The following is a 25,548-nucleotide window of genomic DNA, read 5'->3' on the forward strand; positions in this document are numbered from 1 at the left end:
ATTTTTCTATTTATTTTCATTTGACTGATTGTGCAAAGTTTTGGCTGACTTTACGAGGGTGGATTTACACAATTAGCAGCACTCTTGCTCAATTTGATACAGCAGATCCAAGGCGTTTTGATCCTCACATTCACGAAAATATTCGTAGAGCATATTGAGTTGATTGCCAACAAAATTGAGATTGTCGCGTTGCATATTGGCTTGCTCTTGGCGTTTGTTTTCAAAGTAGCTGTGCCACTGGGCGTGCCCGTGGTTCGCCGTCAAATGATGTTCAAGCATAGACACCAGTAAGTTGGCGTTGTTATCGCAGTCAATGTTGCAAAACGAGATGTAGCGGTCAGGCTCTGACATAAAGCAACTCCTTCATTGTTAAAAGAAATAAGTCAAAGAGGCGAGCAATATCTGTACCAATCGAGCACCGCGGTTTTCCGTGGCGATTGTCGCGTTATCGACCTCAATTTCAGACAAATTGACGGGATTGTCGTAATGTTAACAATGAAAAACAACAAAGTGGCTCAGTGGGAACTCTGTGCTGCGGTGGTATTTCCCTTCCAACGTGAGTGAACGGCGATGAATGTAAAATCTCGACGTTATCTATGCATCGGTGTTGCGAGCTTATTGCTCAGCTCGTTTATCTCCGGCTGTGACCAAGGCGGCTCTGAACAAGCGCTGGGGGTTGTTGAGCGTGAGCGCATTACGCTAACTGCGACGGCGAACGAGCTGATCGCGGCTCTGCCTATCGCCGAAGGCAGTGAAATAAAGCAAGGGCAAATACTGGTGCAGTTAAACCAAGCGAATCAACAAGCGGTGGTGGCAAAGGTGTCGGCGCAGCGAGATGAGGCGCAAGCCGCGCTCAGTAAGTTACTCAACGGCGAGCGCCCAGAAGACATCGAGCAAGCCAAAGCCAACTTAACCAACGCCCAAGCGCTGCTGACGGATGCCAGTAAGCAATATCAGCGGTTGAAAGAGCTGGTCAGTCGTAAACTGGCCTCACCTGCCGACTTGGATAACGCACTCGCGCAGCGAGACGCCGCTCAGGCAACATATAACGCCGCGCAGCAAAATTGGAAAAAGCTCACCCAAGGTTATCGCCAAGAAGACATTGATGTTGCTAAAGCAAAATTACAAGCCGCATCTGAAGAACTCAAGCTTCAGCAGCAAAAGCTCTCCGAGCTAACTGTGATTGCAACGCGAGATGGCATCTTGGACTCTCTGCCTTATCATGTTGGCGAAAGAGTTGCCACCCATGCGGTGGTGGCCATTTTGCAAGCCAATAGTGTGCCTTATGCCAGGGTTTATGTTGCCGAACCTTATATCGCGACGTTAGAGGTGGGGGGTGAAGTGAATGTTCACGTAGACGGACTTGATACTGTGCTAAAAGGTATTGTGCGCTGGATATCTGTGGAGCCGGCGTTTACCCCTTACAGCAGTATGAGTGAGCAAGACCGTTCAAGATTGGTGTATCTTACTGAAATTGACTTACCTGATGCGCCAGCAAGGCTTCCTGCTGGGATTCCGGTGCAAGTGGATCTGGAGTAATGTCATGGCAACTATCGCTATTTCTGCTCAAGGTTTGACCAAGACATTTGGTGATTTTACCGCGATTGATAACATCAACTTAGCGGTTGAAAAAGGCACGATCTATGGCTTTCTTGGCCCAAATGGCTGTGGTAAATCGACCACGATACGCACCTTAACCGGGTTGTTAACGCCAAGTTCCGGGCGCGTTGACGTGCTTGGGTTATCCATGCCGCAACAAGCGGATAAATTGCGTCTGCGTATTGGCTATATGACGCAAAAGTTTTCACTGTACGATGATTTAACCGTGGCAGAAAACTTGGCGTTTATCGGGACTATCTACGGGCTGAAAGGAAAGCAACTTAATCAGCGTTGCCGACGGCAGCTAGAGACGTACTCACTCACTTCGCTAAGCAAGCGCTTGGTTCGAGGGCTCAGTGGTGGGCAGAAACAGCGTTTATCGCTCGCAGCGGCAACGATTCATCAGCCTGAGTTATTGTTTTTGGATGAGCCAACCTCCGCCGTTGACCCAGAAAATCGCCGTGACTTTTGGGAAAAACTGTTTGATCTTTGTGAACACGGTACGACGATACTGGTCACCACGCACTACATGGATGAAGCTGAGCGTTGTCATCGGCTAGCCATAATGGAAGCGGGGCAACTGCGCGCTGATGACACACCGCAAAACCTGATGGCGAACATGGGTGTCAACATTGTGGAAATTAAAGCACTGCGGCTGCGCCAATTGAAAGCGAAGCTGGTTGCCTATAAGCAAGTGCGGTCTGCGGCGCAATTAGGGGTGAGGCTGAGAGTTCTGATCTATCAATCCGTGGCGGAGCCTGTGATATGGTTACGTCAGCAGTGTCCGGAGCTTCAACATGCAGAGCTTGAAGTGGTGAGGCCGACACTGGAAGATGTGTTTGTGAGTGTGACCGGAGAGCATCGGCCATGAGCACGCTCTCTCGCATTGGCGCGATTGTGTTTAAAGAAGTTCGTCAATTGTCACGCGACCGTTTGACGTTTGCAATGATCGTGATGATCCCCTTGGTTCAGCTGCTGTTATTTGGTTACGCAATCAACACCGATGTACGCGATATTCCGGTGGGGTTAGTGGACCAGAGTCAAACCCAAAATAGTCGCTGGCTGACGCAAGCTGTGCGCGCATCTCAAGTCGTCAGTTTCGAGGCGATTTATGCCACCCCACAACAAGCAAAACAAGCAATCCAAACGGGCGAAATTCGGGCTGCGATGGTGATTCCTCACGATCTCAATCAGCGGTTAGAGCAGGGAAGGGTTTTGGCTCAGTGGCTGGTGGACGGTTCGGATAGTGTGATTGGCTCGACAATCATGAAGCTACAGCGCATGCCATTTACGCCGTTTGATAAGCTTGCCAATGCCAGCCGGGAGAGTTCGCTTTTGAGTGCTCATGGCACACAACCTATCTTTGATATTGCCTTGTTTTATAACCCCAGTCGACGTTCGGCGGTGAATATTGTTCCCGGTCTGCTAGGGGTGATTCTCACCATGACGATGGTTCTGTTTACCAGTATTGCGATTGTCCGTGAGCGCGAGCGTGGCAATTTGGAGCTTTTGATTACCACCCCGATTCATCCCCTTGAATTGATGGTGGGAAAAATTATTCCCTATATTTTTGTTGGTTTGATTCAAGTGGTACTGGTCTTGGGGCTGGGACATTTTGTGTTTTCGGTCCCGATTAATGGCTCGCTGTTTCAGGTATTTATTGGATCTTTACTGTTTATCTCTGCCAGCCTCAGCTTAGGGTTAATTATCTCAACCTTGGCACAAAGCCAACTCCAAGCCATGCAGATGACGGTGTTTATCTTACTGCCTTCAATTTTACTTTCTGGATTTATGTTTCCGTATGAAGGCATGCCACGAGCCGCCCAGTGGATAGCAGAAGTATTGCCAGCGACACACTTCATGCGGCTGATACGTGGCATTGTGCTGCGTAGCGCCAATGTCGTTGAACTTTGGCCTGATAGCCTGTGGTTACTGGCGTTTACTCTGGTTGGAATTATTATTGCCGCGCTGCGATTTAAAAAATCACTCGACTAACTACTCTGGTGTATTGCGCTGAGCGTTATGACGCTTCTAGTGCTTGCCTTTGTTCAAGTTGAGCGCTCAGCTGCGCCCATTGTTGGCAGGCGTCATAGCAGGCTTGCGCCATTTGTGGAATCTCTTCGTAGGCTTTTGGCAGCCGGTCCTCCACTAAATCATGGAGCTCACCAGCGTGTTCTGAGGCAATACGTTTTGCGCGTTTTACTTGCTTTTTTAAGGTTTCAATATCCATCTCTTCCATCATGGTTTCCTTTGGTTTGGTGACTTGGTGGTGTGTGGTTTATTTATGTTAAGCCACTAAGCCGTCATCAAATTTTATACCGCGGTAACTGTTTGAATTAGAGAAGGTATGAAAGGGCGTCACCGTCTAAAGGCGACAAATTGTTCGTCAGCTTGTCATTAACGCGACAAGTTAAGTGGCATAAAAGCCGCCCAATGGCGGCTTTTGAAGCGAGGGAATAGGCTTTTTAAAACACTTTGGTTATAGCACGGTGAGCACTTGCTCACGAGCAAGGCGTGATTTCGGTAGCTTCGCATTGTAGTCTTCATCTGAATGATGATACCCCATTGCTAGCGCGACATCGCACACATAGCCATTCAGTTCTTTTTCAAAAATCTTACTCACCATATCTGAATCAATCCCTTCCATGGTGGTGGAGTCGATACCAAGACGTGCCAGCGTATGCAGTGTATTACCCAGAGCAAGGTAAGTTTGCGCTTTGGTCCACTTGCTGGTGTTCCCTTGCTCGTCGGTGTTGAGTTCAGCAAAGCCAAACCCCCCAAACGCTTGCTCTCGTTCTTCGGGCTTTAACCGACCGTCTTCGATGTTTTTATCAATGACTTTGGCATAATCTTCGCGTTGATAAGCCGGATTATGAGCAAACAGCACAATGTGTGATGCCTCTAGCGCATGCTTTTGATTAAATTGAAATTTATGCGCAAAGGTTTCATGCATGCGTTGTTTCGCCTCATCGCTTTCTAGCACGATAAACTTCCAAGGTTGTGAGTTAATGGAAGAAGCAGAAAGACGCAGCGCTTCATAGATCACATCAAGATCTTGCTGAGGAATACGCTTAGAAGAATCGTATTTTTTGGCGGTATAGCGTGATTCCAAATCAGCAATAATAGGATGAGTCATAGTGAAAAGTCTCCATATTTGAAGGGCTAAATAGTCATAATATGAAGAATATTAAAAGAATTACGTGATCTGAAAAAGTGCTGTTGGTTTGAATGATTATCAAATATTATTTGATAATCATTGTGCATGAAATACTCAAGGCCACGTTTTTACGGGGTTAACGCGACTGTGTACGCTTAATTGTCAAATAAAGTTAGATAATATGTTGATTGAAGATTTACAGGTGGTATTGAAAGTCGCGGAATTTGGCAATATTACGGCTGCTGCGAATCATCTCGAGATGCGCAGTGCCACCGCGAGTGCTGCGGTTAAACGTGTTGAAAGTGCATTAGGCGTCGAGTTGTTTGTGCGTACCACCCGCCATTTGCGCCTATCTAGTGCAGGTGAGCGCTATCTTCCTCAATGTGAACAAGCACTATTGCTGCTTGAACAGGCGAAACTTAGCGTAAGTCATAAGCAGGATACGATTGAAGGGGATTTACGAATTGCTCTCTCTTCTGACCTTGGGCGAAACCATGTGGCATGGTGGCTAGATGAAATCATGGAGCGTTATCCCAATTTGAGTTTACGCGCTCATATTAGTGACCGGAACGTGGACTTTTATCGTGATTCAATTGATATCGCACTGCGCTATGGTTCACCCAATGACGGCAATTTGTATGGTTTCAAGGTATGCGATGTGCCGCGAGTCGTCTGCGCTTCACCAGAATATGTTGAGCGCTGCGGTGCCCCTGAGCATCCGTCTCAACTCGGGTCACACAATGGCCTCTTGTATCAGTTGTACGATGGTGTGCATGATGTTTGGGATTTTTATAACGCTGAGCAAGAGTTTAAAGTGAAAATGAGCAGCAATCGTGTCTCCAACGATGCCGATTTAGTTCGACGCTGGTGCGTTGCTGGCAAAGGCATTGCCAGCAAATCTATTCTCGATATGTCGACAGATTTACTCTCAGGCAATGTGGTGGCATTGATGCCAAACTATCCACATCGGGCGACGGAGCTTTGGTTGGTTTGCCCAAGTCGTCAATCGATCACGCCGACAGTACGTTTGTTGCGTGATACCTTTCGTCAGAAAACGCAGGCGATTTTAACCGACTTGGTTGAAAAAGGTGTGTTGAGTAGCCAATGTTTGCCCATGACGACCCGCAGTGAAGCGAGAGCAGAGTAAGCTTATTCGACATTAGAGTTTGGGGAGGTTTCGCTGGTGTCCTCTGACGCTTGTTTCTGTGCTTCCTCAAGCGCCATCTTTTCTCGCTCCGCTTTTGAGATATAACGAGGTTTATTGCTGGTATGCAATTTGGCATTCTGCTTTTTTTGTTTTGACTTTAAAATCTGATTAATTCTTTTTTTACGGTTCATCAGTGATGCTCTTGGGACGTGAAGAGCGGCGAGAATAGCCGTTTTTATCGGTGGTGACAAATATTTGCGTGAACGGGACGAGTGGACAAAAACGCAGCGCCAACATCATTCGATGGCATTTTGTTACCGCGTTTTATTTTGTCTCGGGTTATACTCACCACAGAATTCACCAAAGCGAAGGTAATGAATGACTTCTTCAAATGATGCGCCAATCTCGGTAGCAAAAGACCCAAGTGAACGTTTTAACCAGTTTTTCAGTTCGGCGGCCTCATCAAGACAAATTTGGTTGTTGATTGATGAGCACGGAAGCGTACTGCTGAGTGCAGAAGATGAAGATTGTGTGCCAGTTTGGCCTTCAGAGCAGCATGCGCTGCTGTGGGCAACAGGAGACTGGGAAGGATTTACCGCTGAGCCAATCTCGACCGCAAAGTGGAAAAGTCGCTGGACGGCGGGCTTAGAAGAGGACGAACTGTCGATTATCGTCTACCCCGACGAAAATGGGGAAGGGATTGTGCTTTACCCAGAAGAATTTGAATTTGAACTGGTAAAGCGCGAAAACAAGCAGCGCTAATCCTTAATCCTTAGCCAAGCGAAAGAAAGCCCCGAATGTTCGGGGCTTTTTCATGGGTTACTCGCTATCTGCCAACCATTGAGCCACTTGTTTGGCATAGTAAGTGACAATGACTTCTGCGCCAGCACGCTTAAAGCCAGTCAGGGTTTCAAACACGACTTTCTGTTCGTCTAATGCACCGGCCAATGCCGCGAATTTGATGCCAGCGTATTCACCACCGACTTGGTATGCCGCTAAAGGAAGGTGCGTTTCACGGCGTAAATTGGCAAGTACGTCAAGGTAAGGCGTACCTGGCTTCACCATCAAAATATCCGCGCCTTCTTGTTCATCCAATAACGCCTCTTGCATCGCTTGGCGGCCATTAGCGTAATCCATCTGATAGGCTTTACGATCGCCACTCAATTCACTGTCTACCGCCACACGAAACGGACCATAGAACGAGGAAGCATATTTCACTGAGTGCGCCAAAATCGCCACGTGCTCGTAGCCTGCCGCGTCCAACCCTTCACGAATAGCACGGACTTGGCCGTCCATCATTGCAGAAGGTGCAAGCATATCTGCTCCCGCCTTGGCTGCCGTGACGCTTTGCTTCACTAAACCTTCTAAGGTTTGATCATTGTGAACGTGCTCGCCATCGTAAATACCACAATGGCCATGAGTGGTGTATTCGCAAAAACAAATATCCGGCACCACCATCATCTCAGGACACGCTTGTTTGATAGTGCGTGTCATGCGTGCCAATAAGCCGTTTTCTTGCCAAGTGTCGCTGCCTGTTTCGTCTTTGTGATGGGAGATGCCAAAGGGCATGACAGCGCGAATGCCAAGGTTGTACAAAGCTTGAATTTCTTCTGCCAGTTCTTGTTCTGGGTAACGGCAGATACCGGGTAAGGTTGAAATAGGCTGCTGCTGGGAAATGCCTTCTTCAATAAAGATCGGATGAATCAAGTCGGCAAGTTTAAAGTCGTTTTCACGTAACATGTCGCGCATTGTTTCGCTGCGTCGTAGGCGGCGAAGACGTTTTAGGGGCGTAGTTGGAGTCATGAATGTTTGCTCTGATTAAGACTCGCAGTTTATGCGAATCGGGTGAAACACAGATGTCATCAAACCTGAGACGACACATCTTACAGCTTGTGTGAGTAACCAGATTGAAAGGCAAAACAAGAGAGCGATGTGGGGCGCTGACCATAGCAAGCTAGCGTCAGGCTTGTCGAAGACGTGTTACAGAATGAGCTTATGTGTGATGAAAATCAAGTAATTTGATGGTTGCTTAAGATAGGAAAGGGCTCAATAGAGTGCTTCAAGCAATTAAAAACTTAAAAACCGAAGAGGGCATTAAGCTCACGTTTTTATTTGAGCTAAGACGAAATTTCATCGTGATATTTTCGGTTTAATCAATGCGTTCTCAATAACCAAATGGTCTGCATATGATTGTAAGTAACGTTTCTGATGGACTCATCAACGATAAAGCTAAACAAGAATGGCTTTCATACTGGCAACACTTTAGTGCGCAGCACAACAAATATTGCAGTGAAGTTAACTGCGTTGCAGAGCATGCTCATGGTGTGTTAGTGAAAACGCCCAATGATGAGCAGCAGCTGTACGTGATTCCATTATGCAAGGCGCACAGTGAAAACTTAGACAGCTCTCTTGAGATTGCCGAGGGCACTGAAGTGATACCCGCTAATCTCACATTATAATGTATGGGTAACGTGTTGCGTAATCACAGCGCGTTACCCTATCGCTGCTATTTTTTCTTGTAGACGCGTTCCGGCCGGCCCACTCGGCCATGATGAATGACGGCGTGAACAAAGCCTTTGGCGGTTAGAAACTCAAGATAACGACGGGCCGTCGTTTTACTGATGCCGACCTCCTTACCTAAAGTGTCTGCGGTATAAATCTCTTCACTGTCATCAAATGCTTCGGTGACTTTATCCAGCGTCAGCTCATCAATGCCTTTGGGTAATTGCTGAAGGTGCGCAGTCTTGGATTGAAAGTTAAAGAGTTCATCAACATGTCGCTGATTGATGCTGTCGTTGGCTTTTAGTGAACTGGTGTATTTGAGATAGCGATCAAGTGAATCTGCGAGGCGATCATAAGAAATCGGTTTTAACAAATAGTCAAAGACGCCACATCTCACCCCTTCGCGCACGGTTTCCATATCATTGGCAACAGTGATAAATATGACATCGGGCGCGCTTTTTGACGACGTAATTTCCTTTAATAAGTCGATGCCTTTGCCATCCGGCAGATAGTTATCCAACAACACCAATTTCGGTTTAAGCAGTTGAATCATTTTTTTGGCTTCCGCCACGCTTTTAGCGATGCCAATAGGGCGAAATCGCTGAGTTTGCTGCAAATAATATGAATGAAACTCGGCGATATTGTTTTCGTCTTCGACGATTAGTACGTCATAGGTTTCCATCTTTTGTACTCACGTTTGGAATAAATAAAGAAAAAATGGTTCCGGCTGGCTCTGCGCTATCCACAACAATGTTTCCGCCTGCGCGGGTTACAAAGTGATGAACAAGGTAGAGGCCAATGCCATGGCCTGGCTGATCTTTGCTTGTGATCCCTTTTTCAAATAGGGATTCTGCGATTTTTTGAGGAATACCGGTTCCGTTGTCTGCCACTTCGACAATCAACTCACTCTCACCATAATCGGAGAGCAATATCGTTACCCGTTTATTGCTGTCCGGATTTTTGAGCGTAGCTTCGTAGGCGTTGTCGAGCAGATTACCAACGATGGCCGCCAGTTCGTCTTCGGTAATCCGTGCTGGTGCGTGGTGTAACTGACAAAATGGATCGAATTCAAGTGTCAGCCCCAACTCATGAGCGCGAGTGTATTTACCCAGTAGCAAACCGGCGATGACCTTAGAGTTGAAGGTACGAGCAATAAAATCAATCAACTGTTGATGCGTTTCAGTTTCTTGACGAATGGCTTTCAGTGCTTGGTCGTAAGCACCAATTTGAATTAGCCCGCTGATGGTGGAAAGCTTATTGGCATATTCATGGCTAAGTACACGTAAATTATCGGTTTGTTGTCGAATGTTGTTGAGCTGATAATTGAGCGTACTTTTGTCATTTCGTGGGCGAAAGCTCACGACCCATCCAATATCATGGTTGTTTTCCCAAATCCGTACTCGGGTGGCGACTAACGTTTCCCCGTTGCAAGTAATTACTTCGTGTTGACGCTCTTGAAGGTCTTGGTCGCCATTGAGTTTTACACCATAGAAAAACTCACACGGTGTGATAAATTCACTCACCATTCGCCCACGCAGGTAATCTAAATGGCGGGCAATACCGAGAATCCGTAAGGCTTCCTGGTTAGCCGAGAGAAAGCGTCCTTGTTTGTCGATAGCAACAATGCCTTCATACACCGCTTCTAACACCGAGTTTTGCACCCGCAGTGAGAGAGCGATTTCTTCCGGTTCCATACCATACATTTGGCTTTTTATATGACGTGAAAACGCCCAAGCGCCGAGTGTCGAGCAGCCTAATATGATCAACAGCGCAAAGAAGAACGGATAAGAGTAAAGGAGTAACCAAGTGCTGACGGTATCCAACAGATAACCGATGGAGACGACGCCAATAATTTCGCCTTGCGGTGAAACCACTGGGGATTTACCTCGAATGGCTAATCCAAGGCTTCCTTTTCGAATCGAATAGTAATGCTCTCCCAATTCTAATGCTCGGGCGTTATCTCCCCCTTGCATCGGATAGCCGACTTTTTGTGGGTCTGGATGCGCAAGACGAATGCCTTGGTCATCACCCACAACAATGAAGTCAGCGTCAGAAATTTTCTGCAGGCGAGCGATTTGTTTTTCCACTTTGGCGTCATTATGTTCAGTAATCGCGGTGATTAATTGCGGATCACTGGCGATTTCCCGTGCCTGAATGACCGCTCTTGTGCTGACTTGATGAGTCAATGTGTTGGATAAAATGTAGTGAAAGTAAGCAGCAATCAATAGCAATTGAATACTCACCACGACAAACAACAGCGCCCAAACGCGCTGGCGAAATGTCATGTTGCGACAGAAATGGTGATAAAAGGCTCGTTTCGGCATGTGATCTTCGTAGCAAAGTGTGAACGATGAATGTATGAAACTAAAGGAGGAAGAGAACTGATCTCGATCTAGTGGAGCTAACATTTGTCAGCCTCTTCCTACAAATCGTTTAACCGATCACATATTTGATCATGACACCCGCCGCGACAGCAGAGCCAATCACGCCCGCGACGTTAGGCCCCATGGCGTGCATGAGCAAAAAGTTTTGCGCATTGGCTTCAAGACCTACTTTGTTGGAGACGCGCGCAGCCATCGGAACGGCAGAAACCCCCGCCGAACCAATCAATGGATTCACTTGCTCAGACGTAAAGCGGTTAAGCAGTTTCGCCATCAATACCCCGGCGGTGGTCCCGATACAAAATGCCACGATGCCCAATGCCAAAATGCCAATGGTTTCTGCTTGCAGAAATTTATCGGCCATCAGTTTTGAACCAACAGAAAGACCAAGGAAAATTGTCACGATATTGATGAGTGCATTTTGTGCTGTGTCAGACAAACGCTCAACAACACCACATTGGCGCATCAGGTTACCAAAACAGAACATGCCAAGCAGTGGCGTGGCTGAAGGCAATAACAGAGCGATAAGCACCAATAGCAGCAGTGGGAAGCAGACTTTTTCTAGCTTGCCGACTTTACGCAGTTGCTGCATGGTGATTTGGCGCTCAGCAGGCGTGGTTAACGCGCGCATAATAGGTGGCTGAATCAGTGGCACCAGCGCCATATAGGAGTAGGCCGCTACGGCAATAGCACCTAGCAACTCGGGCGCCAGTAGGCTAGATACGTAAATCGCCGTTGGGCCATCGGCGCCGCCGATAATACCGACCGCGGCGGCTTGAGCAACGCTAAAGTCCATCATGCCGATACTACTCAAACCCAGTGCGCCCAGTACCGTAGCAAAGATACCAAATTGCGCGGCGGCGCCAAGCAGTAGGGTTTTCGGGTTGGCAAGTAGAGGACCAAAGTCCGTCATCGCACCAACACCCATGAAGATCACCAACGGCCCGACACCGGAAGCAATCGCGACGCTGTAGAAGGTATATAACATTCCATCAGAGTACTGATATTCCTCGGCTAATAGATGAACATTGGTCAGTTCGGTAGGGGTTGCCGTTGCGAGGGCGGCTTTGACTTCGGTAGCCGACTCAGCGGTAATATTCAGTGCTGAAGCAAAAGCGGACATCACGTCCGGTTTCGCCGCATGTAGCGCATTTTCGACGGCTGACATCGCCAAACCAGCATCCGGTAAGTTGGCAAGAATGCCACCAAAGCCAATTGGCACCAATAGCAAGGGTTCAAATTGTTTGACGATGGCTAAATACAACAATAATAAGCCGACAATGATCATTACGGCTTGTCCCAATTCTAAATGGAACAGACCGAAGTCATTGATCAGAGCATAAACTTTTTCCATGGTTCAGGCTCCCGTTACGCGATTTGTAGCAGTGGTGCGCCAACATCCACCGCATCACCTTCTGAAACGTCAATGCTGGTAATTTGGCCAGTACGCGGTGCACGAACCTCAGTCTCCATTTTCATCGCTTCAAGAATGAGTAAAACCTGACCTTCTTCTACGTTATCCCCTGGTTTAGTATGAATTTTCCAAATGTTACCAGCGAGTGGTGCGCTCATTGGTTCTGCATTGGCCGCGGGCGCAGGTGCGCTTACCGCAGGTTGAGTGGTTGTCGCTGAAGCGACTTGGGTAACATCGCCCCCTTCGTTGACTTCAACCACATACGATTGATTGTTAACAGTGATGGTGTAAGTGCTTGGTTGCTGAGATTGTGTCATTTTGGTTTTCTCTGTTTTAGCAGGGGTTGATTGAGAGGCAGAAGGAACAGGCTCAAAGGCCTCAGGGTTGTGGCGATTTTCAAGGAATTTCCAGCCGACTTGCGGGAAGAGCGCAACCGTCAATACGTCATCGATAAGGTCATCGGCGAGAGTCAGGTTTTTCTCTTTGGCTTGCGATTTCACGTCGGTTATCAGCGCGTCGAGCTCGGGTGGCAGTTGATCCGCAGGGCGGCAGGATAGTGGTGTGTCGCCATCAAGCACTTGTTTTTGCAGCGCGGCATTGACTGGCGCCGGCGTGCGACCATATTCGCCTTTTAGAATTCCAGCGGTCTCTTTGGTAATGGTTTTATAACGCTCACCCATCAAGACGTTAATCACGGCTTGAGTGCCGACAATCTGTGACGTCGGGGTTACCAGAGGAATAAAGCCAAGCTCTTCGCGAACTTTTGGTATCTCAGTGAGGACTTGATCAAGCTTATCCTCGGCGTTTTGCTGTTTAAGCTGGCTTTCCATGTTGGTCAGCATGCCACCAGGCACTTGAGCAACGATAATTCGCGAATCAGCGCCTTTTAGTTGCCCTTCAAATGCCGAGTATTTTTTGCGAACCTCGCGGAAATAAGCTGCAATTGATTCAAGCTTTTCGATGTTAAGCCCGGTATCAAATGGGGTCTCTTTGAGTGTGGCGACTAACGATTCGGTTGCGGGATGCCCATAAGTACCACTCATGGAGGAAATCGCAGTATCCACTCGGTCGACACCGGCCTCAATGGCTTTAATGATGGTCATGTCGGCAAGGCCTGCCGTAGAGTGGCAGTGGAGGTGCAGAGGAACATCCACTTGCTTCTTGAGCGTTGAGACTAGCTCCTCAGCTTGATACGGAGTGAGAATGCCCGCCATGTCTTTGAGTGCGATGGAATCGACGCCAATTTCACTTAATTGCTGGGCAATATCGACCCAAGTTTGTAAGTTGTGGGCAGGGCTGGTGGTATAACACAGTGTCCCCTGAGCGTGAGCCTGGTTGTTTTTGACCGCAGTTATGGCTTGTTGCATGTTACGAGGATCATTCATCGCATCAAATACGCGGAACACATCCATGCCATTGGTAACGGCGCGTTCGACGAATTTATCCACGACGTCATCAGCGTAATGGCGATAACCCAGTAAATTTTGTCCGCGCAGTAGCATTTGTAATGGTGTTTTAGGCATCGCTTTTTTTAGTTCGCGAAGGCGTACCCATGGGTCTTCACCAAGAAAGCGAATGCAACTATCAAAAGTGGCGCCGCCCCAACATTCAAGAGACCAGTAACCAATGTCATCCAGTTGTTGAGCGATAGGCAGCATGTCATCTAAGCGAAGACGGGTTGCGAATAATGATTGGTGCGCGTCACGTAAGACAACGTCAGTAATGCCAATGGCTTTTTTTGACTCAGACATGAGTATTCCTTTTACAGCGAGTTTTGTTGAATTCTTTTGTGATGAACGGCCGCCGCCAGTACAGCAACCAACTGATTGTCTTGTTGCGCGGAGGTTGGGGGTGTCGCAGTGCTTGTTGCCGATGTTGGTTCAACATGAGGAAACCAACGAGCAATCAGGTTGGACATAGCGGTGACGGCGAACACCAAAAAGACTAAGAAAATGAAGACGAACCCCATACCTAATGTCATTAGGTTGAGTCCTTCGGAAAAGAGATTTGACTGCATAAGTGCTCCCAAAATAGATGGAGGAGCAAAGGCTTCCCTTTGCTCCTAATGAAACAAAAAACGTAATTAACCTCCGAGTACGCCAAACACGACGCTGGCAATGATCAGCACCAAGCCGCCACCAAGACGTGACGAGATTTGTGCGTAAGACAGGAGTGACATGCGGTTGGATGCGGCTAATACTTCTAAGTCACCGGAACCGCCTCGGTTTGCCATACAAAGCCCTGCGGTAATGGAAGATTCAACCGGGTAGAAGCCCATTACCCAACCGCCAAGTGAAGCACCAAAGATGGCGCCAATAACCACAAGCGCAGCAATGACCAGGTTGGTGAAGTTGAGGGCGTTAATGATTTCGCCAAGGTCGGTATAGGCAATACCAACCCCTACCATCAGTACCCAAAGCAGTTGTTTTGAGAAGAAAGAAGACAGACGTTTTGCACCTTCTTTAATTTCATCTGAACACAAACCACATGCGTTAATGATGGCAACCAAAATCACCATATACGCAAACGTGTGGATTTTGACATCACCAAAGCCAGGTAAGATGTCTTTGGAGAGTGCTGCTGCAAAGGTATAAACACAGGCAGAAAGCATTAAGCCAATCGCGATTTCACGAGGTGTGATTTTGGCTTCTTTTTGCTCTTCAACGCTAAAGTTAGATTTACGTAATAGCTCGCCGTTACCGGTGAGCGCTGGCATCTTTTGACCAATTCCGTTGAGTACGGCTGCGGCAACAATCGCGACAATATTCGCGATGGTCAAAATAGCGATAGCGATCGAGTAGTACTGCTCTTTTGAGCCGCCGGTGACGGATTCATAGATTTCAGACAGAGGAATTGCCCCGGCACCGTTACCACCACCCATAATAGGTAGTACATATAACATCATGATTTCTTTGACAGAAATACCAAAAATCAACCCACCTAAAATGCCGAGAATCGAAGCGCCAGCGACGGCTGCTAAAATGGTCGGAATGTAGCCAATGAGAGACTTGATTAAGAGTTTGCGGTTAACGGCAAGAATCGACCCGGTGATTAATACAGCAATAAAGAGATCGAGAAAATCCGTGCCTTTCATGACATCGGTTACTGTCGCGATTTCGTTATCTGTTAATAAGCCAGCGTGAACAAACCAAGCCGCGACTAAAAATATCATTACAGGTGCACCACCGATATATTTGTTGAAGATCGGCAGACGGTTCCCTAATTCACCAAATAAGGCACCAACCACAAACATAAATCCAAAGCCACCCACAATATTATTTGGGATAGTATCGGTTACGTGTGCGATTAAAATAACCATGAATAAGATGCAGTAGAGAGGTAAGGGCAGACCAAAAATTCTGACTTGCGATAACATCGCTAAGCCAGGACTTTGTCCTTCATTTATAGTTAGTGTTTTTTCGTTCATCATAAATATTCCATTGTTGATGTTTCCTTATTAATTTAAGAGGAATTGCTTACCTTAACTGTGAGTGTGATCATTTAACGTTATGGCTTAAAAAGACACTTATGAATTTAAAGATTTTAACTCGTTCATTTCTTTTTATTTCAAAGAGTTAAGTAATAAAAATCATTAAATTCATAAAGATTTTTTAGTCGCAAAAAATAGTCGACATCGATCATTATTTTCAATCGCCCATTCGCTCACTATTTACTTGTCGAGATATGGGGATGAATAAGATGTTAGACACTTATACATTAAGCCGAGTGAGTGCTAGAAATCAGAAGAAGTGGTCTGATATAGCGGCGTTTTTACAACGTTTCAACCTTGGCGTCGACACGGACGTAGAGCGATTTATTGTCGCGTATTCAGGCGAGGAAATTGTAGCCTGCGGTGGAATAGCCGGAAATATTCTTAAATCAATTGCGATAAACGAGCAATTACATGGTTCAGGATTTTCATTAAGATTAATGACTGAATTAACGTCTTTGGCTTATGAAATGGGACGATATGAATTATTTCTATTTACTAAACCACAGAATGTTAAATTATTTAGGCAATCTGGTTTCTTTCCGATTGCAAAAGTAGATAACACATTAGTTCTTCTCGAAAATAGCCAATATCGACTAAGAAACTATTGTCGTAAACTCAAAAAATCAAAAGTTGATGGTGAAAGAATTGGAAGTGTGGTTATTAATGCGAATCCATTCACATTAGGACACCAGTATTTAATTGAACAGGCGGCGAAAGATTGTGAGTGGTTACATTTAATCGTTGTTAAAGAGGAAGGAAGTGAATTCTCTTACCACGACAGATTAGAAATGATTAAAAAAGGCATCAGTCATATTCCTAATGTTACTGTCCATCCAGGCTCCAGTTATATTATTTCAAGAGCGACATTTCCTACCTACTTTATTAAATCGCAAGGCTTAGTTAATTACTGTCATACCGCTATCGATTTACAAATTTTTCGTCATTACATTGCGCCAGCTTTAGGCGTCACTCATCGCTACGTCGGCAGTGAGCCTGACTGTGTAGTGACCAGTCACTACAACCAGCAAATGAAATACTGGCTTACCACCGATGACTTGAAGTGGCCACCGATTGATGTGGTTGAGTTGGAAAGAAAAACCGCGCATCAACAACCGATATCAGCTTCAACGGTACGTTCGCTACTGAAAAAAGGGCAGGTCAAACAGCTGGATTCGCTACTGCCACAGACATCCATCGATTACATCCAGAGTCATCACTTGTGCACCGCGACGCGCTCTGGGGAGCTTGCGGCTGTTTAGCCGCCGAATAAATTAACGTGTAAAGGTTTATTGAATGAAAATTATACAACCCGCTTTTGCAGGCACACTGGAGTCCAGTGACTTGCAGGTTCGTATCGCGCCTAACCCTGAGGGAGCAATAGACATTGCTCTCGACAGTTCGGTGCAAAAGCAATTTGGCAGTGCTATTGAACAATTAGTGCGTGACGTGCTTAGCAACATGGGCGTTGAGTCGGCTTTGCTTGAGATTGAAGACAAAGGGGCTTTGGATTGCGTGATTAAAGCGCGAGTTCAAGCGGCGGTGATGCGCGCTGCAGAAACGAAACAGATGGAATGGAGAGCGCTATCATGAGTCAATTACGTCGCAGTATGCTGTTTGTGCCCGGTGCCAACGCAGCGATGCTCAGCAATACCTTTATCTACAAGCCAGACGCGATCATGTTTGACTTAGAAGACTCGGTATCAATCCGTGAAAAAGATACCGCAAGAATGTTGGTGTTTCATGCACTACAACACCCATTTTATCAAGATGTTGAGACCGTGGTCCGAGTAAACCCTCTCGACTCTGAACACGGTCTCAATGACCTCAATGCCGTGGTACGTGGTGGGGCAGATGTCGTTCGTCTTCCCAAAACCGACAATGCGGAAGATGTACTGGAAATGGAGCGTCATATTGCCGACATTGAACGTCAGTGTGGACGAGAGGTTGGCAGCACCAAGATGATGGCTGCGATTGAGTCTGCAAACGGCGTCAACAATGCGGTTGAGATTGCGCATTGTTGCCCACGCTTGATTGGTATTGCGCTTGGCGCAGAAGATTATGTTCGTGATCTTCGCACCCAACGCTCCCCAGAAGGAACTGAGCTGTTATTTGCGCGCTGCTCGATTCTACAAGCCGCGCGCTCCGCAGGGATTATGGCCTTTGATACTGTGTATTCCGATGCCAATAATGAAGCCGGATTCTTGCGTGAGGCGGAACACATCAAACAACTGGGCTTTGATGGTAAATCGCTGATTAACCCGCGCCAAATTGAAATCATCCATAACGTTTTTGCGCCTACGCAAAAAGAAGTGGATTACGCCAATCGCATCATTGAAGCCGCAAAAGAGGCGGAAGAACAAGGGTTAGGCGTGGTGTCGTTAAACGGGAAAATGGTCGATAGCCCAATCATCGAGCGCGCACGTTGGACGCTTCAAAAAGCACAATCAGGCATCAAACAGTAAGGCAGCATCATGGCAGAATTTGAATTTAATCTAAACCTTCCTCAAGCGTCATCATTGACTGCATTTGGCGGTGCGAATTGTACAACGCCTTACTTGATGGATGAGAAGACAAAAACCAGTCGCAAAATAAAAGCCGGACTTGAGCAAGCGATACGTGACTCTGGGCTTGAAGATGGCATGACGATCTCTTTTCACCATGCCTTTCGTGCTGGGGATAAAGTGATCAACATGGTCATGGATACCATTGCGTCGATGGGATTTAAGAACCTAACGTTAGCGCCAAGTTCACTCACGGGGATTCATTCTCCCATTGTTGAGCACATTCGCAATGGGGTTGTAACCAAGCTTTATACTTCAGGTATCCGCGGCGAATTAGGTGAAGCGATTTCCCGTGGGTTACTGAACGAGCCCGTCCATATTCACTCTCATGGTGGGCGCGTGCATTTGATTCAAAGTGGTGAGCTAAAGATTGATGTCACCTTTATCGGTGTCCCGTGCTGCGATGAGTTTGGGAATGCGAATGGCATCAATGGGCAATCTCGCTGTGGGTCTTTAGGGTATGCGAAAGTGGACGCCCAGCATGCCAAGCATGTGGTGATGTTAACGGAAAGCTTAGTCGCGTATCCAAATCATCCGGCGTCGATCACTCAAGACTATGTCGATGCCGTGGTTGAAGTTTCAGAAGTTGGGGATCCGGCAAAAATTGGTGGCGGGGAAACACGTTTAACCAGTAACCCTAGAGAGTTACTGATCGCCAAACGTGCCGCTGATGTTATTATTCATTCACCCTATTTCAAACAAGGGTTCAACTTACAAACCGGTTCCGGCGGTGCGTCACTGGCCGTAACGCGTTTTCTTGAAAACGAAATGGTTAAGCAGGATATCAGTGCTGAGTTTGCATTGGGTGGTATCACTTCAACCATGGTCGCCATGCATGAAAAAGGCTTAATAAAACATCTACTTGATGTGCAATGCTTTGATGCAGGCGCAGCCGATTCGTTAGCACGTAACCCAAATCATATTGAAATCTCCGCCAATGAATACGCAAACCCGTCTTCTAAAGGTGCGGTGGTTGATCGCCTGGATATTGTGATTCTTAGCGCACTGGAAATTGATACTCAGTTTAATGTCAATGTCATCACAGGCTCTGACGGGGTGATTCGAGGCGCATCCGGTGGTCACTGTGATACGGCGGCCGGCGCTAATCTCGCGATTGTTGTTGCGCCTTTGGTTCGCGGACGGATTCCAACAGTGGTGAACCGAGTGTTGAATACGGTGACGCCTGGTGAGTCAGTTGATGTTCTGGTGACCGATCATGGGATTGCCGTTAATCCAGCCCGCAACGATGTACGCCAGCAATTAGTCAGTAAAGGCATTGAAGTGGTCGAGATTGAAACCTTGTATCAACGTGCGATGACGCTAACAGGGAAGCCTGAACCGATTGAGTTTGATGACACTATCGTCGGTTATGTTCGTTACCGTGATGGCTCGGTGATTGATGTTATTAAGAGGGTAAAGCAATGACCTTTGACCGCCAAGTACATGCGGTCGGGCTTGACGAGATATTGGCGAGTAAAGAAGCTCGGATGAAACGACAACAGGAGTGGCTTCGCCGCCACTCCGCGCCTTTGCTCTCCTTCACCGTTAATATTCCCGGCCCCTACAAGTTGACATCGAATTCTCACAAAGTGTTTGAGCAAGGCGTGGAAGCGATAAGCCGGCTGTGCAAACATCATGATTGTGACATCGTTGCTCGCCAACTTGTGACTAAGAATACCGGCCCAGAAGGCCTATTTGTGGTCAACGCCGTGAGTGCGTCTGTGCTCAAAAAGTGGATGATTCAAATTGAGACGCAGCATCCGCTTGGCAGACTTATGGATCTTGATGTGATCGGCACTGATGGCAAAATCATTTCTCGCCAAGGAGAGCAGATGCCGCGGCGCAAATGTTTTATTTGTGAGCAAGACGCGGTGGTTTGTGCGCGCAGCCGTCGCCATTCGCTCGATGAGCTCAACCGCGCGATTGATGACATGGTAAAAGAACATGAATGCAGCGCTTAATCTTTTAGTTGGCGCTGAGCATTTTTGTGAAGCGCCGATTCAAGCGGACCGAACGGTTCGCGTTGACTTATTCAAATTAGTCTCTGAACTGGCGTATCACGCGATGCTGGTTGAAGTGCACTTAACGCCTAAACCGGGTCTGGTGGACTTGCTTAATAATGGAGCCCATTCTGATATGGATGTTCGATTATTCGAACGTAGCGCAGAAGCGATTAAACCCTTTATTTATGAGTTTCTTGTGGCGGGTTTTGAACATCGAAAGCATGGCGCGGATCACTTACTGTCGGTATTGAGGCCGATAGGTCTTCAAGCCGAGCAAGCGATGTTTAAAGCAACGCAAGGCGTAAATACGCATAAAGGAATGATATTTAGCCTCGGTCTGATATGCGGTGCTGTCGGTTGGTTAAAAGGCAAAAGTTTGGCGGTGGATGCTGTGCACATTAGCCATGTGATCAAGCGCTGCTGTGCAACGTTAGTCTTTGATGAGCTTAAAATTGCTCAGCTCCAACCGCAAAGCCACGGTGAAAAGTTGTTTCAACAATATGGGCTCACGGGCGCAAGAGGCGAAGCCGCCTCGGGGTTTGCCACCATTACCCAATTTAGCCTTCCTGCTTATGAACAGGCCATCGCAAGAGGGCAGAGCACTGAACACGCACTTTGGCAAACGTTACTGGTACTCATGGCGAATAATCAAGATACCAATGTGGTGTCTCGTGGCGGCATGCATGGCCTGCGTTTTGTACAAAATGCTGCGTGGCAACTTCTACAGCAGGGTGGCAGTGATAACCCACATCTTGAGCAAAAGCTTATCGAGTTGAATCAGCAGTTTACGGATCGTCGTTTGAGCCCCGGAGGCAGCGCTGACCTTCTGGCGATGACATGGCTCATCGCTCAATTAAATCATCTCAATCAACATTGCCAGTAACTGGCAGCAATCAAACAAGGATTTATTTCGATGAAAATGTATACCGATGTGCTGGTTCTCGGCATTGCTGGCAATTTTGCAGGTCACCTGCAGCAAGCGGGAGAAGCTGAAGACTTTGCGCAACTTGAAGGTGCCGATTTGGCGAAACCACAAGCGTTGTTTCCAATTTATGTGCCTTCGGAGAGCAACTCATTCTTAACCAATTTTCCTCTGAGCCATAATGCCATACAACTGCCGCTTGATGTCGACCATTTACAGATTGAGCCGGAAGTTGGGCTGTTATGCGATGTCGTGTATGACCAGTATCATCAGGTGGTTGATTTAAAACCCAAAGCATTCGGCGCGTTTAATGATTGTTCGATAAGACGCCCTGACGCCAATAAGATTAGTGAGAAAAAGAATTGGGGGACGGCGTCAAAAGGTATTGCTGAGACCTTGTTGCCAATAAGCCAGCTTGCACCGGGCGGCGAGATTGATCAGTACCGCATTGCGAGTTTTCACAAACGGGGTGAGGGGTTTGAGCTCTACGGTGAAGATTGTGAGATTTCTGGATATACCTACTTCTATGACCAATTACTCTCTTGGATCAGCGAGCAGATGAATCAACAGCAAGACTCCGGGCCAAAAGAGAATATCAAACACATGATTGCTGAAGCGGATTATCCACAACAAGTCTTATTAGCGCTCGGGGCAACCCGGTATACTCCGTATGGGGAGACTAATTTCCTGCAGCGTGGTGATGTCAGCATGGTGGTGGTTTATGACCAGCGTAGCTATACGCCGCAACAAATTCGTCAGCTAGCCGCGAGCAATCAACTTCAAAAAAGTGGCATTTCAGCGGTGGTTCAAACCGTGTTCTAACCAAGGGGTACATCCTATTTTGTAGGGCGGTGCTGGCGGGGTCAGCGCTGTTTTTTTGCCTAACATCTGTGTTATCGGGACACGAATGTTAGGCTTTTCTTGTTTTAAGAGCGTGAGAAAATGGGTTGATGAGCTGGCCGCTTAGAACTCAATGTTGTGAATTTTTCTTCACAAAAGCGATCTGCGGCACATTTTTTATGGTCTAGTTCATCATCCAAATTGATGAGGCAATTCAACTTTATTGATGGATGTTGTCGGTGATTTCCGAAACTAAGCGGGAGAGAGGCTCTCAACCGAGTTGGAGACATTTTTCATCATTCTTAACCCTTCACGTTTAATACACTCTGCTAATGGATTCTCGGCCATATCCGCTCGCCAAATAAACGATAAAGTCCGCTTTATTTTGAGATCTTGTGGTACGTTGAGCACCACCAATTGACCACTGTTGATCATCGGCTTTACATCTAAATAGGGTAGGCAGGTGATGTAGGGACCATTGGCGACCATACTACGAATCACCGGGACGTGTTCGTACTCACGCCATACGTCTAAATCATCGATCAGTGGGTTGATTGAACTATCAAATTCTTTGCGCGTACCCGACCCTTTTTCACGTAACACCCATTTGGCTTGTTCAAGCTGAGCCAATGTCACTTCATCACTCAGGGCATAGGGATGATGGGCAGAGGCGACAATCGTCAGGCAGTCTTTACACCACACCATTTGATGCAATCGACTGTCGTCACAGCGACCTTCAATAACGCCTAAATCATATTGATAATCCAATACTCCTTTAAGCACGCTGTTGGTGCTCTTTACATCGAGAGAGATGCGCATTTCAGGAAAATCGTTATCAATATTACTGATAAGGTCGGGAAGCAAGTGTTCAGCTGGGGTTTGGCTGGCAACGACACGGATTTCACCACTTAACAAGTGCTGCTCATAAAAGCCCATCTCAATTTGCTGCGCGTCTTGCAGTAAGCGCTTGGCTTTGGGCCGTAGCCATACGCCCCAGTGAGTGAGCATCATGCGTTTGCCTTGACGCTCAAAGAGGGGGCGACCAAGCATCTTTTCCAGTTGAGCGAGAGACATACTGGTGGCGGATTGCGTCAGTGACAGCTTGGTTGCGGCTAAGCTGACACTGCCCGTATCAGCGACCGCATCAAATACCGTTAATTGCTTTAAAGAGTAACGCATCGACACCTCATCCATTGTCTTTCAACTCAAGGATTTATTGTAAATTTAATTTCACATATATCAATATTTTTGATGAGGTTTTTTATTATTATCAATTTTACCTCCTAGGTGACGCTCCTTATGGTGAAAGAGAACAAGCACTTGGCTTGTGACGCTATGGAGAAATGATTATGGAAATACATGTAGGAGGCGAGAATGTCGGTTGTTGCTTCATCCAATGAACATTTATTGACGCCTTTTGAAATGATGAAAGAGGCAGAACAGTTTGCTAAAAAGAAAACGCAAAAAAGCACATCAATGATGTTGAGCTTAGCGGTGATGGCGGGCGCCTTTATTGGTTTGGCATTTGTGTTTTACATCACCGTGACTACAGGCAGTGATGGGAGTAGTTGGGGGTTAAGTCGTCTAATTGGCGGTTTGGCCTTCAGCATGGGCTTGATGCTGATTGTACTCTGTGGAGCTGAGCTGTTTACCAGCTCGGTCCTCTCAAGCATTGCTTGGGCAAATAAGCAGCTACAGTTTGGTCGTATGCTACGTATTTGGGCAACAGTGTATGTGGGAAATTTTATCGGCGCGATGCTGCTGTTACTCATTGTCACTGGTGCAGGGTTATATCAACTTGATGGCGGAAATTGGGGGTTAAATGCCTTGCAAATTGCCCAGCATAAACTGCATCACACGCCGATTCAGGCATTTTCGTTAGGCGTATTGTGTAACGTACTGGTGTGCTTAGCCATCTGGCTTACATTCTCATCGAAAAATGCGCTGACCAAAGCGGCGATGACCGTATTACCCGTTGCCATGTTTGTCTCTAGTGGCTTTGAGCACTGTGTGGCCAATATGTTTATGGTGCCACTCGGTATTACGATTCACAGCTTTGCCCCAGAGGCCTTTTGGTTACAAGTTGGCGTAGAGGCCAGTCTATTTGCCGATTTGACGCTGTCTCATTTTGTGACCAGCAACTTAATTCCAGTCACCCTTGGCAATATCGTTGGCGGAGCGGTATTGGTCGGCCTGGCGAACTGGTGTATCTACCGTAAGCCACAGCTTAACTCCGTTTCTATCCAACCTATTACTCACACTCAAGATCTACAACCTGTTAAGGAAAGTCCTATGAATGCCACCATTTTAGTTCGCGATGTTATGAACGTTCGTCCTACGACCTTAACCGCTGATATGCCTGTGGAACACGCACTGGATATTTTGCTCGATGCCAACATGCATGGGGCACCCGTCGCCGATATTCACGGCAATTTAGTCGGCTTTTTATCGGTACATGATGTGATGGTTGAGTTGTGGTGTCAGGACTATTTACCCGAAAAGGGGCAGACTGTAGTCGATTTGATGAGCCGCGATGTCATCGCGCTAAACACGGAAGATAAGCTGGTGGATGTGGTTGAGTTTATGTGTATTGATAAAGAACAACTGTATCCAACCACCAGTATGGGGTTTGCCACCCAGTGGAGTTCGTTATCTCTGGAGGAACGCGCTAAGAATATGCAAGTCAGCCAGCCACATATTTTACCCGTTCTCGACAAAGGCGAGCTGTGTGGTGTGATCGATCGCCAACATGTTGCTTCGGCGCTGAGAACAATCTATGGCGAGAGAATGAGTGTCGTTGATGTCGAAGACCAACAGCCACCTCTACGGGCATAACGCTCAGTGTTCATTATCGCCCCCGACACTGCGCGGTGTTGGGGGCGATAGGGTCAGTCTTGATGGTCTAAGGTTCGGCTAACTTTACACGGATTGCCCACCGCAACACTATTTGGTGCGATTGACCGAGTTACAACGCTGCCGGCACCGATGGTCGAGCCACGACCGATGGTCACACCAGGCATAATGATACATCCGCCACCAATCCAGACATCATCTTCGATGGTAATGGGCTTGGCTTGGCCGATATGCTGAGCTCGTTGGCGAGGTTCCAGTGGATGAATCGCCGTGTAAACCTGCACATTCGGTGCGATAAACACGTTATTGCCGATGATGAAATCCGTGCAATCAAGTACCACGAAGTTGTAGTTAATGAATACATTGTTGCCGATTTTCGTATTAAAACCGTAATCGACCCGCAGCCCTTGCTCAATATGGACGTTGTCACCCACTTGACCAAAAATATCCTTAATCAGCGCAGATTTTTGCTCGGCTTGACGAGCCGAGAGTTGATTGAATGCGTCGGTTTTATCCCGAGTATCAAAACGAATTTCAACCAGTTCTGGATCGTTGATGTGATAAGGATGGCCGGCAATCATTTTTTCTAGTTCAGTCATGGGGATATGCTCTACTAAGGGCTGGGCTCAAAAGTATAAACAAAGCCCCTAGAGGAAAAACATGCTGAAAATAGCTA

General features: G+C 47.0%; 27 protein-coding genes. 14 read left to right on the top strand and 13 right to left on the bottom strand.

The window, feature by feature from the left end:
* Positions 1-72: 72 nt before the first annotated feature.
* Positions 73-351, bottom strand: a complete 279-nt coding sequence (gene cowN, locus ACFFUV_RS02455) for a N(2)-fixation sustaining protein CowN (RefSeq protein WP_390189422.1) — start codon at positions 349-351, stop codon at positions 73-75.
* 219 nt (positions 352-570) lie between these two features.
* Here cowN and ACFFUV_RS02460 point away from each other — a divergent pair, with 219 nt between their 5' ends.
* From ACFFUV_RS02460 to ACFFUV_RS02470, 3 genes are read left to right on the top strand one after another with little or no spacing between them, the layout of a single operon-like run.
* Positions 571-1,539 (top strand): HlyD family secretion protein, encoded by a 969-nt coding sequence (locus ACFFUV_RS02460; protein ID WP_390189423.1) that lies wholly within the window; start codon positions 571-573, stop codon positions 1,537-1,539.
* 4 nt (positions 1,540-1,543) lie between these two features.
* Positions 1,544-2,470, top strand: coding sequence for an ABC transporter ATP-binding protein (locus tag ACFFUV_RS02465; RefSeq protein WP_390189425.1), 927 nt, complete (start codon positions 1,544-1,546; stop codon positions 2,468-2,470).
* The gene (locus ACFFUV_RS02470; protein ID WP_390189427.1) at positions 2,467-3,594 is read left to right on the top strand and encodes an ABC transporter permease; all 1,128 of its coding nucleotides are present in this window, start codon (positions 2,467-2,469) and stop codon (positions 3,592-3,594) included. Before ACFFUV_RS02465 ends, ACFFUV_RS02470 begins: the two co-directional genes overlap by 4 nt.
* A gap of 25 nt (positions 3,595-3,619) precedes the next feature.
* Here ACFFUV_RS02470 and ACFFUV_RS02475 read toward each other — a convergent pair whose 3' ends face one another.
* Complete coding sequence (locus ACFFUV_RS02475) at positions 3,620-3,841, bottom strand: CCE_0567 family metalloprotein (protein ID WP_390189429.1); 222 nt, start codon at positions 3,839-3,841, stop codon at positions 3,620-3,622.
* 237 nt (positions 3,842-4,078) lie between these two features.
* Complete coding sequence (locus ACFFUV_RS02480; RefSeq protein WP_390189431.1) at positions 4,079-4,735, bottom strand: nitroreductase family protein; 657 nt, start codon at positions 4,733-4,735, stop codon at positions 4,079-4,081.
* 202 nt (positions 4,736-4,937) lie between these two features.
* On the opposite strand from ACFFUV_RS02480, the gene ACFFUV_RS02485 reads away from it, so the two are divergent.
* On the top strand, positions 4,938-5,903 hold the full coding sequence (locus ACFFUV_RS02485) for a LysR family transcriptional regulator (RefSeq protein WP_390189433.1): 966 nt from the start codon (positions 4,938-4,940) through the stop codon (positions 5,901-5,903).
* A 2-nt stretch (positions 5,904-5,905) separates the two neighbouring features.
* Here ACFFUV_RS02485 and ACFFUV_RS02490 read toward each other — a convergent pair whose 3' ends face one another.
* Positions 5,906-6,094, bottom strand: coding sequence for a DUF2986 domain-containing protein (locus ACFFUV_RS02490; RefSeq protein ID WP_390189435.1), 189 nt, complete (start codon positions 6,092-6,094; stop codon positions 5,906-5,908).
* 187 nt (positions 6,095-6,281) lie between these two features.
* On the opposite strand from ACFFUV_RS02490, the gene ACFFUV_RS02495 reads away from it, so the two are divergent.
* Positions 6,282-6,665, top strand: coding sequence for a DUF2750 domain-containing protein (locus ACFFUV_RS02495; RefSeq protein WP_390189437.1), 384 nt, complete (start codon positions 6,282-6,284; stop codon positions 6,663-6,665).
* Positions 6,666-6,722: 57 nt separating this feature from the next.
* On the opposite strand, the gene hemB is transcribed toward ACFFUV_RS02495, so the two are convergent.
* Positions 6,723-7,706 carry a porphobilinogen synthase gene (gene hemB / locus ACFFUV_RS02500; RefSeq protein ID WP_390189438.1) on the bottom strand — a complete coding sequence of 328 codons (984 nt, stop codon included), beginning with the start codon at positions 7,704-7,706 and terminating at the stop codon, positions 6,723-6,725.
* Positions 7,707-8,089: 383 nt separating this feature from the next.
* On the opposite strand from hemB, the gene ACFFUV_RS02505 reads away from it, so the two are divergent.
* Complete coding sequence (locus tag ACFFUV_RS02505) at positions 8,090-8,362, top strand: hypothetical protein (protein WP_390189439.1); 273 nt, start codon at positions 8,090-8,092, stop codon at positions 8,360-8,362.
* A gap of 47 nt (positions 8,363-8,409) precedes the next feature.
* Here the strand turns inward: ACFFUV_RS02505 and ACFFUV_RS02510 are convergent, their stop codons facing one another.
* From ACFFUV_RS02510 to citS, 6 genes are all read right to left on the bottom strand, one after another.
* A complete protein-coding gene (locus tag ACFFUV_RS02510; protein ID WP_390189440.1) occupies positions 8,410-9,087 on the bottom strand; it encodes a response regulator in 678 nt (225 codons plus the stop codon).
* A complete protein-coding gene (locus tag ACFFUV_RS02515; protein WP_390189441.1) occupies positions 9,074-10,729 on the bottom strand; it encodes an ATP-binding protein in 1,656 nt (551 codons plus the stop codon). The genes ACFFUV_RS02510 and ACFFUV_RS02515 overlap by 14 nt, the downstream gene beginning before the upstream one ends.
* A gap of 109 nt (positions 10,730-10,838) precedes the next feature.
* Complete coding sequence (locus tag ACFFUV_RS02520) at positions 10,839-12,140, bottom strand: sodium ion-translocating decarboxylase subunit beta (RefSeq protein WP_390189443.1); 1,302 nt, start codon at positions 12,138-12,140, stop codon at positions 10,839-10,841.
* A gap of 14 nt (positions 12,141-12,154) precedes the next feature.
* Entirely contained in the window at positions 12,155-13,951 is a 1,797-nt protein-coding gene (gene oadA, locus ACFFUV_RS02525) for a sodium-extruding oxaloacetate decarboxylase subunit alpha (RefSeq protein ID WP_390189445.1), read from the bottom strand.
* A gap of 11 nt (positions 13,952-13,962) precedes the next feature.
* Positions 13,963-14,217 carry an OadG family protein gene (locus tag ACFFUV_RS02530; protein ID WP_390189447.1) on the bottom strand — a complete coding sequence of 85 codons (255 nt, stop codon included), beginning with the start codon at positions 14,215-14,217 and terminating at the stop codon, positions 13,963-13,965.
* A gap of 66 nt (positions 14,218-14,283) precedes the next feature.
* Positions 14,284-15,627 (bottom strand): citrate/sodium symporter CitS, encoded by a 1,344-nt coding sequence (gene citS / locus ACFFUV_RS02535; RefSeq protein WP_390191810.1) that lies wholly within the window; start codon positions 15,625-15,627, stop codon positions 14,284-14,286.
* Between the two features lie 272 nt (positions 15,628-15,899).
* Here citS and citC point away from each other — a divergent pair, with 272 nt between their 5' ends.
* The 7 genes from citC (at position 15,900) to ACFFUV_RS02570 (ending at position 22,001) form a co-directional block, all read left to right on the top strand.
* Positions 15,900-16,952 (top strand): [citrate (pro-3S)-lyase] ligase, encoded by a 1,053-nt coding sequence (citC, locus tag ACFFUV_RS02540; protein ID WP_390189448.1) that lies wholly within the window; start codon positions 15,900-15,902, stop codon positions 16,950-16,952.
* 34 nt (positions 16,953-16,986) lie between these two features.
* On the top strand, positions 16,987-17,283 hold the full coding sequence (citD, locus tag ACFFUV_RS02545) for a citrate lyase acyl carrier protein (RefSeq protein WP_390189450.1): 297 nt from the start codon (positions 16,987-16,989) through the stop codon (positions 17,281-17,283).
* On the top strand, positions 17,280-18,155 hold the full coding sequence (gene citE, locus ACFFUV_RS02550) for a citrate (pro-3S)-lyase subunit beta (RefSeq protein ID WP_390189451.1): 876 nt from the start codon (positions 17,280-17,282) through the stop codon (positions 18,153-18,155). The genes citD and citE overlap by 4 nt, the downstream gene beginning before the upstream one ends.
* A 96-nt stretch (positions 18,156-18,251) precedes the next feature.
* A complete protein-coding gene (gene citF / locus ACFFUV_RS02555) occupies positions 18,252-19,679 on the top strand; it encodes a citrate lyase subunit alpha (protein ID WP_390191811.1) in 1,428 nt (475 codons plus the stop codon).
* Positions 19,676-20,215 carry a citrate lyase holo-[acyl-carrier protein] synthase gene (gene citX / locus ACFFUV_RS02560; protein ID WP_390189453.1) on the top strand — a complete coding sequence of 180 codons (540 nt, stop codon included), beginning with the start codon at positions 19,676-19,678 and terminating at the stop codon, positions 20,213-20,215. Before citF ends, citX begins: the two co-directional genes overlap by 4 nt.
* On the top strand, positions 20,199-21,140 hold the full coding sequence (citG, locus tag ACFFUV_RS02565; protein ID WP_390189455.1) for a triphosphoribosyl-dephospho-CoA synthase CitG: 942 nt from the start codon (positions 20,199-20,201) through the stop codon (positions 21,138-21,140). The genes citX and citG overlap by 17 nt, the downstream gene beginning before the upstream one ends.
* A gap of 30 nt (positions 21,141-21,170) precedes the next feature.
* Positions 21,171-22,001 (top strand): DUF5718 family protein, encoded by an 831-nt coding sequence (locus ACFFUV_RS02570; RefSeq protein WP_390189456.1) that lies wholly within the window; start codon positions 21,171-21,173, stop codon positions 21,999-22,001.
* A 270-nt stretch (positions 22,002-22,271) separates the two neighbouring features.
* On the opposite strand, the gene ACFFUV_RS02575 is transcribed toward ACFFUV_RS02570, so the two are convergent.
* The gene (locus ACFFUV_RS02575; RefSeq protein WP_390189458.1) at positions 22,272-23,198 is read right to left on the bottom strand and encodes a LysR substrate-binding domain-containing protein; all 927 of its coding nucleotides are present in this window, start codon (positions 23,196-23,198) and stop codon (positions 22,272-22,274) included.
* Between the two features lie 195 nt (positions 23,199-23,393).
* Here ACFFUV_RS02575 and focA point away from each other — a divergent pair, with 195 nt between their 5' ends.
* Positions 23,394-24,854 carry a formate transporter FocA gene (gene focA, locus ACFFUV_RS02580; protein WP_390189460.1) on the top strand — a complete coding sequence of 487 codons (1,461 nt, stop codon included), beginning with the start codon at positions 23,394-23,396 and terminating at the stop codon, positions 24,852-24,854.
* Between the two features lie 53 nt (positions 24,855-24,907).
* Here the strand turns inward: focA and ACFFUV_RS02585 are convergent, their stop codons facing one another.
* Positions 24,908-25,471: a sugar O-acetyltransferase gene (locus ACFFUV_RS02585; RefSeq protein ID WP_390189462.1), complete on the bottom strand. Its 564-nt coding sequence runs from the start codon at positions 25,469-25,471 to the stop codon at positions 24,908-24,910.
* Positions 25,472-25,548 lie beyond the last annotated feature (77 nt).

The organism is Vibrio olivae, assembly GCF_042428525.1.
GTDB lineage: Bacteria > Pseudomonadota > Gammaproteobacteria > Enterobacterales > Vibrionaceae > Vibrio > Vibrio olivae.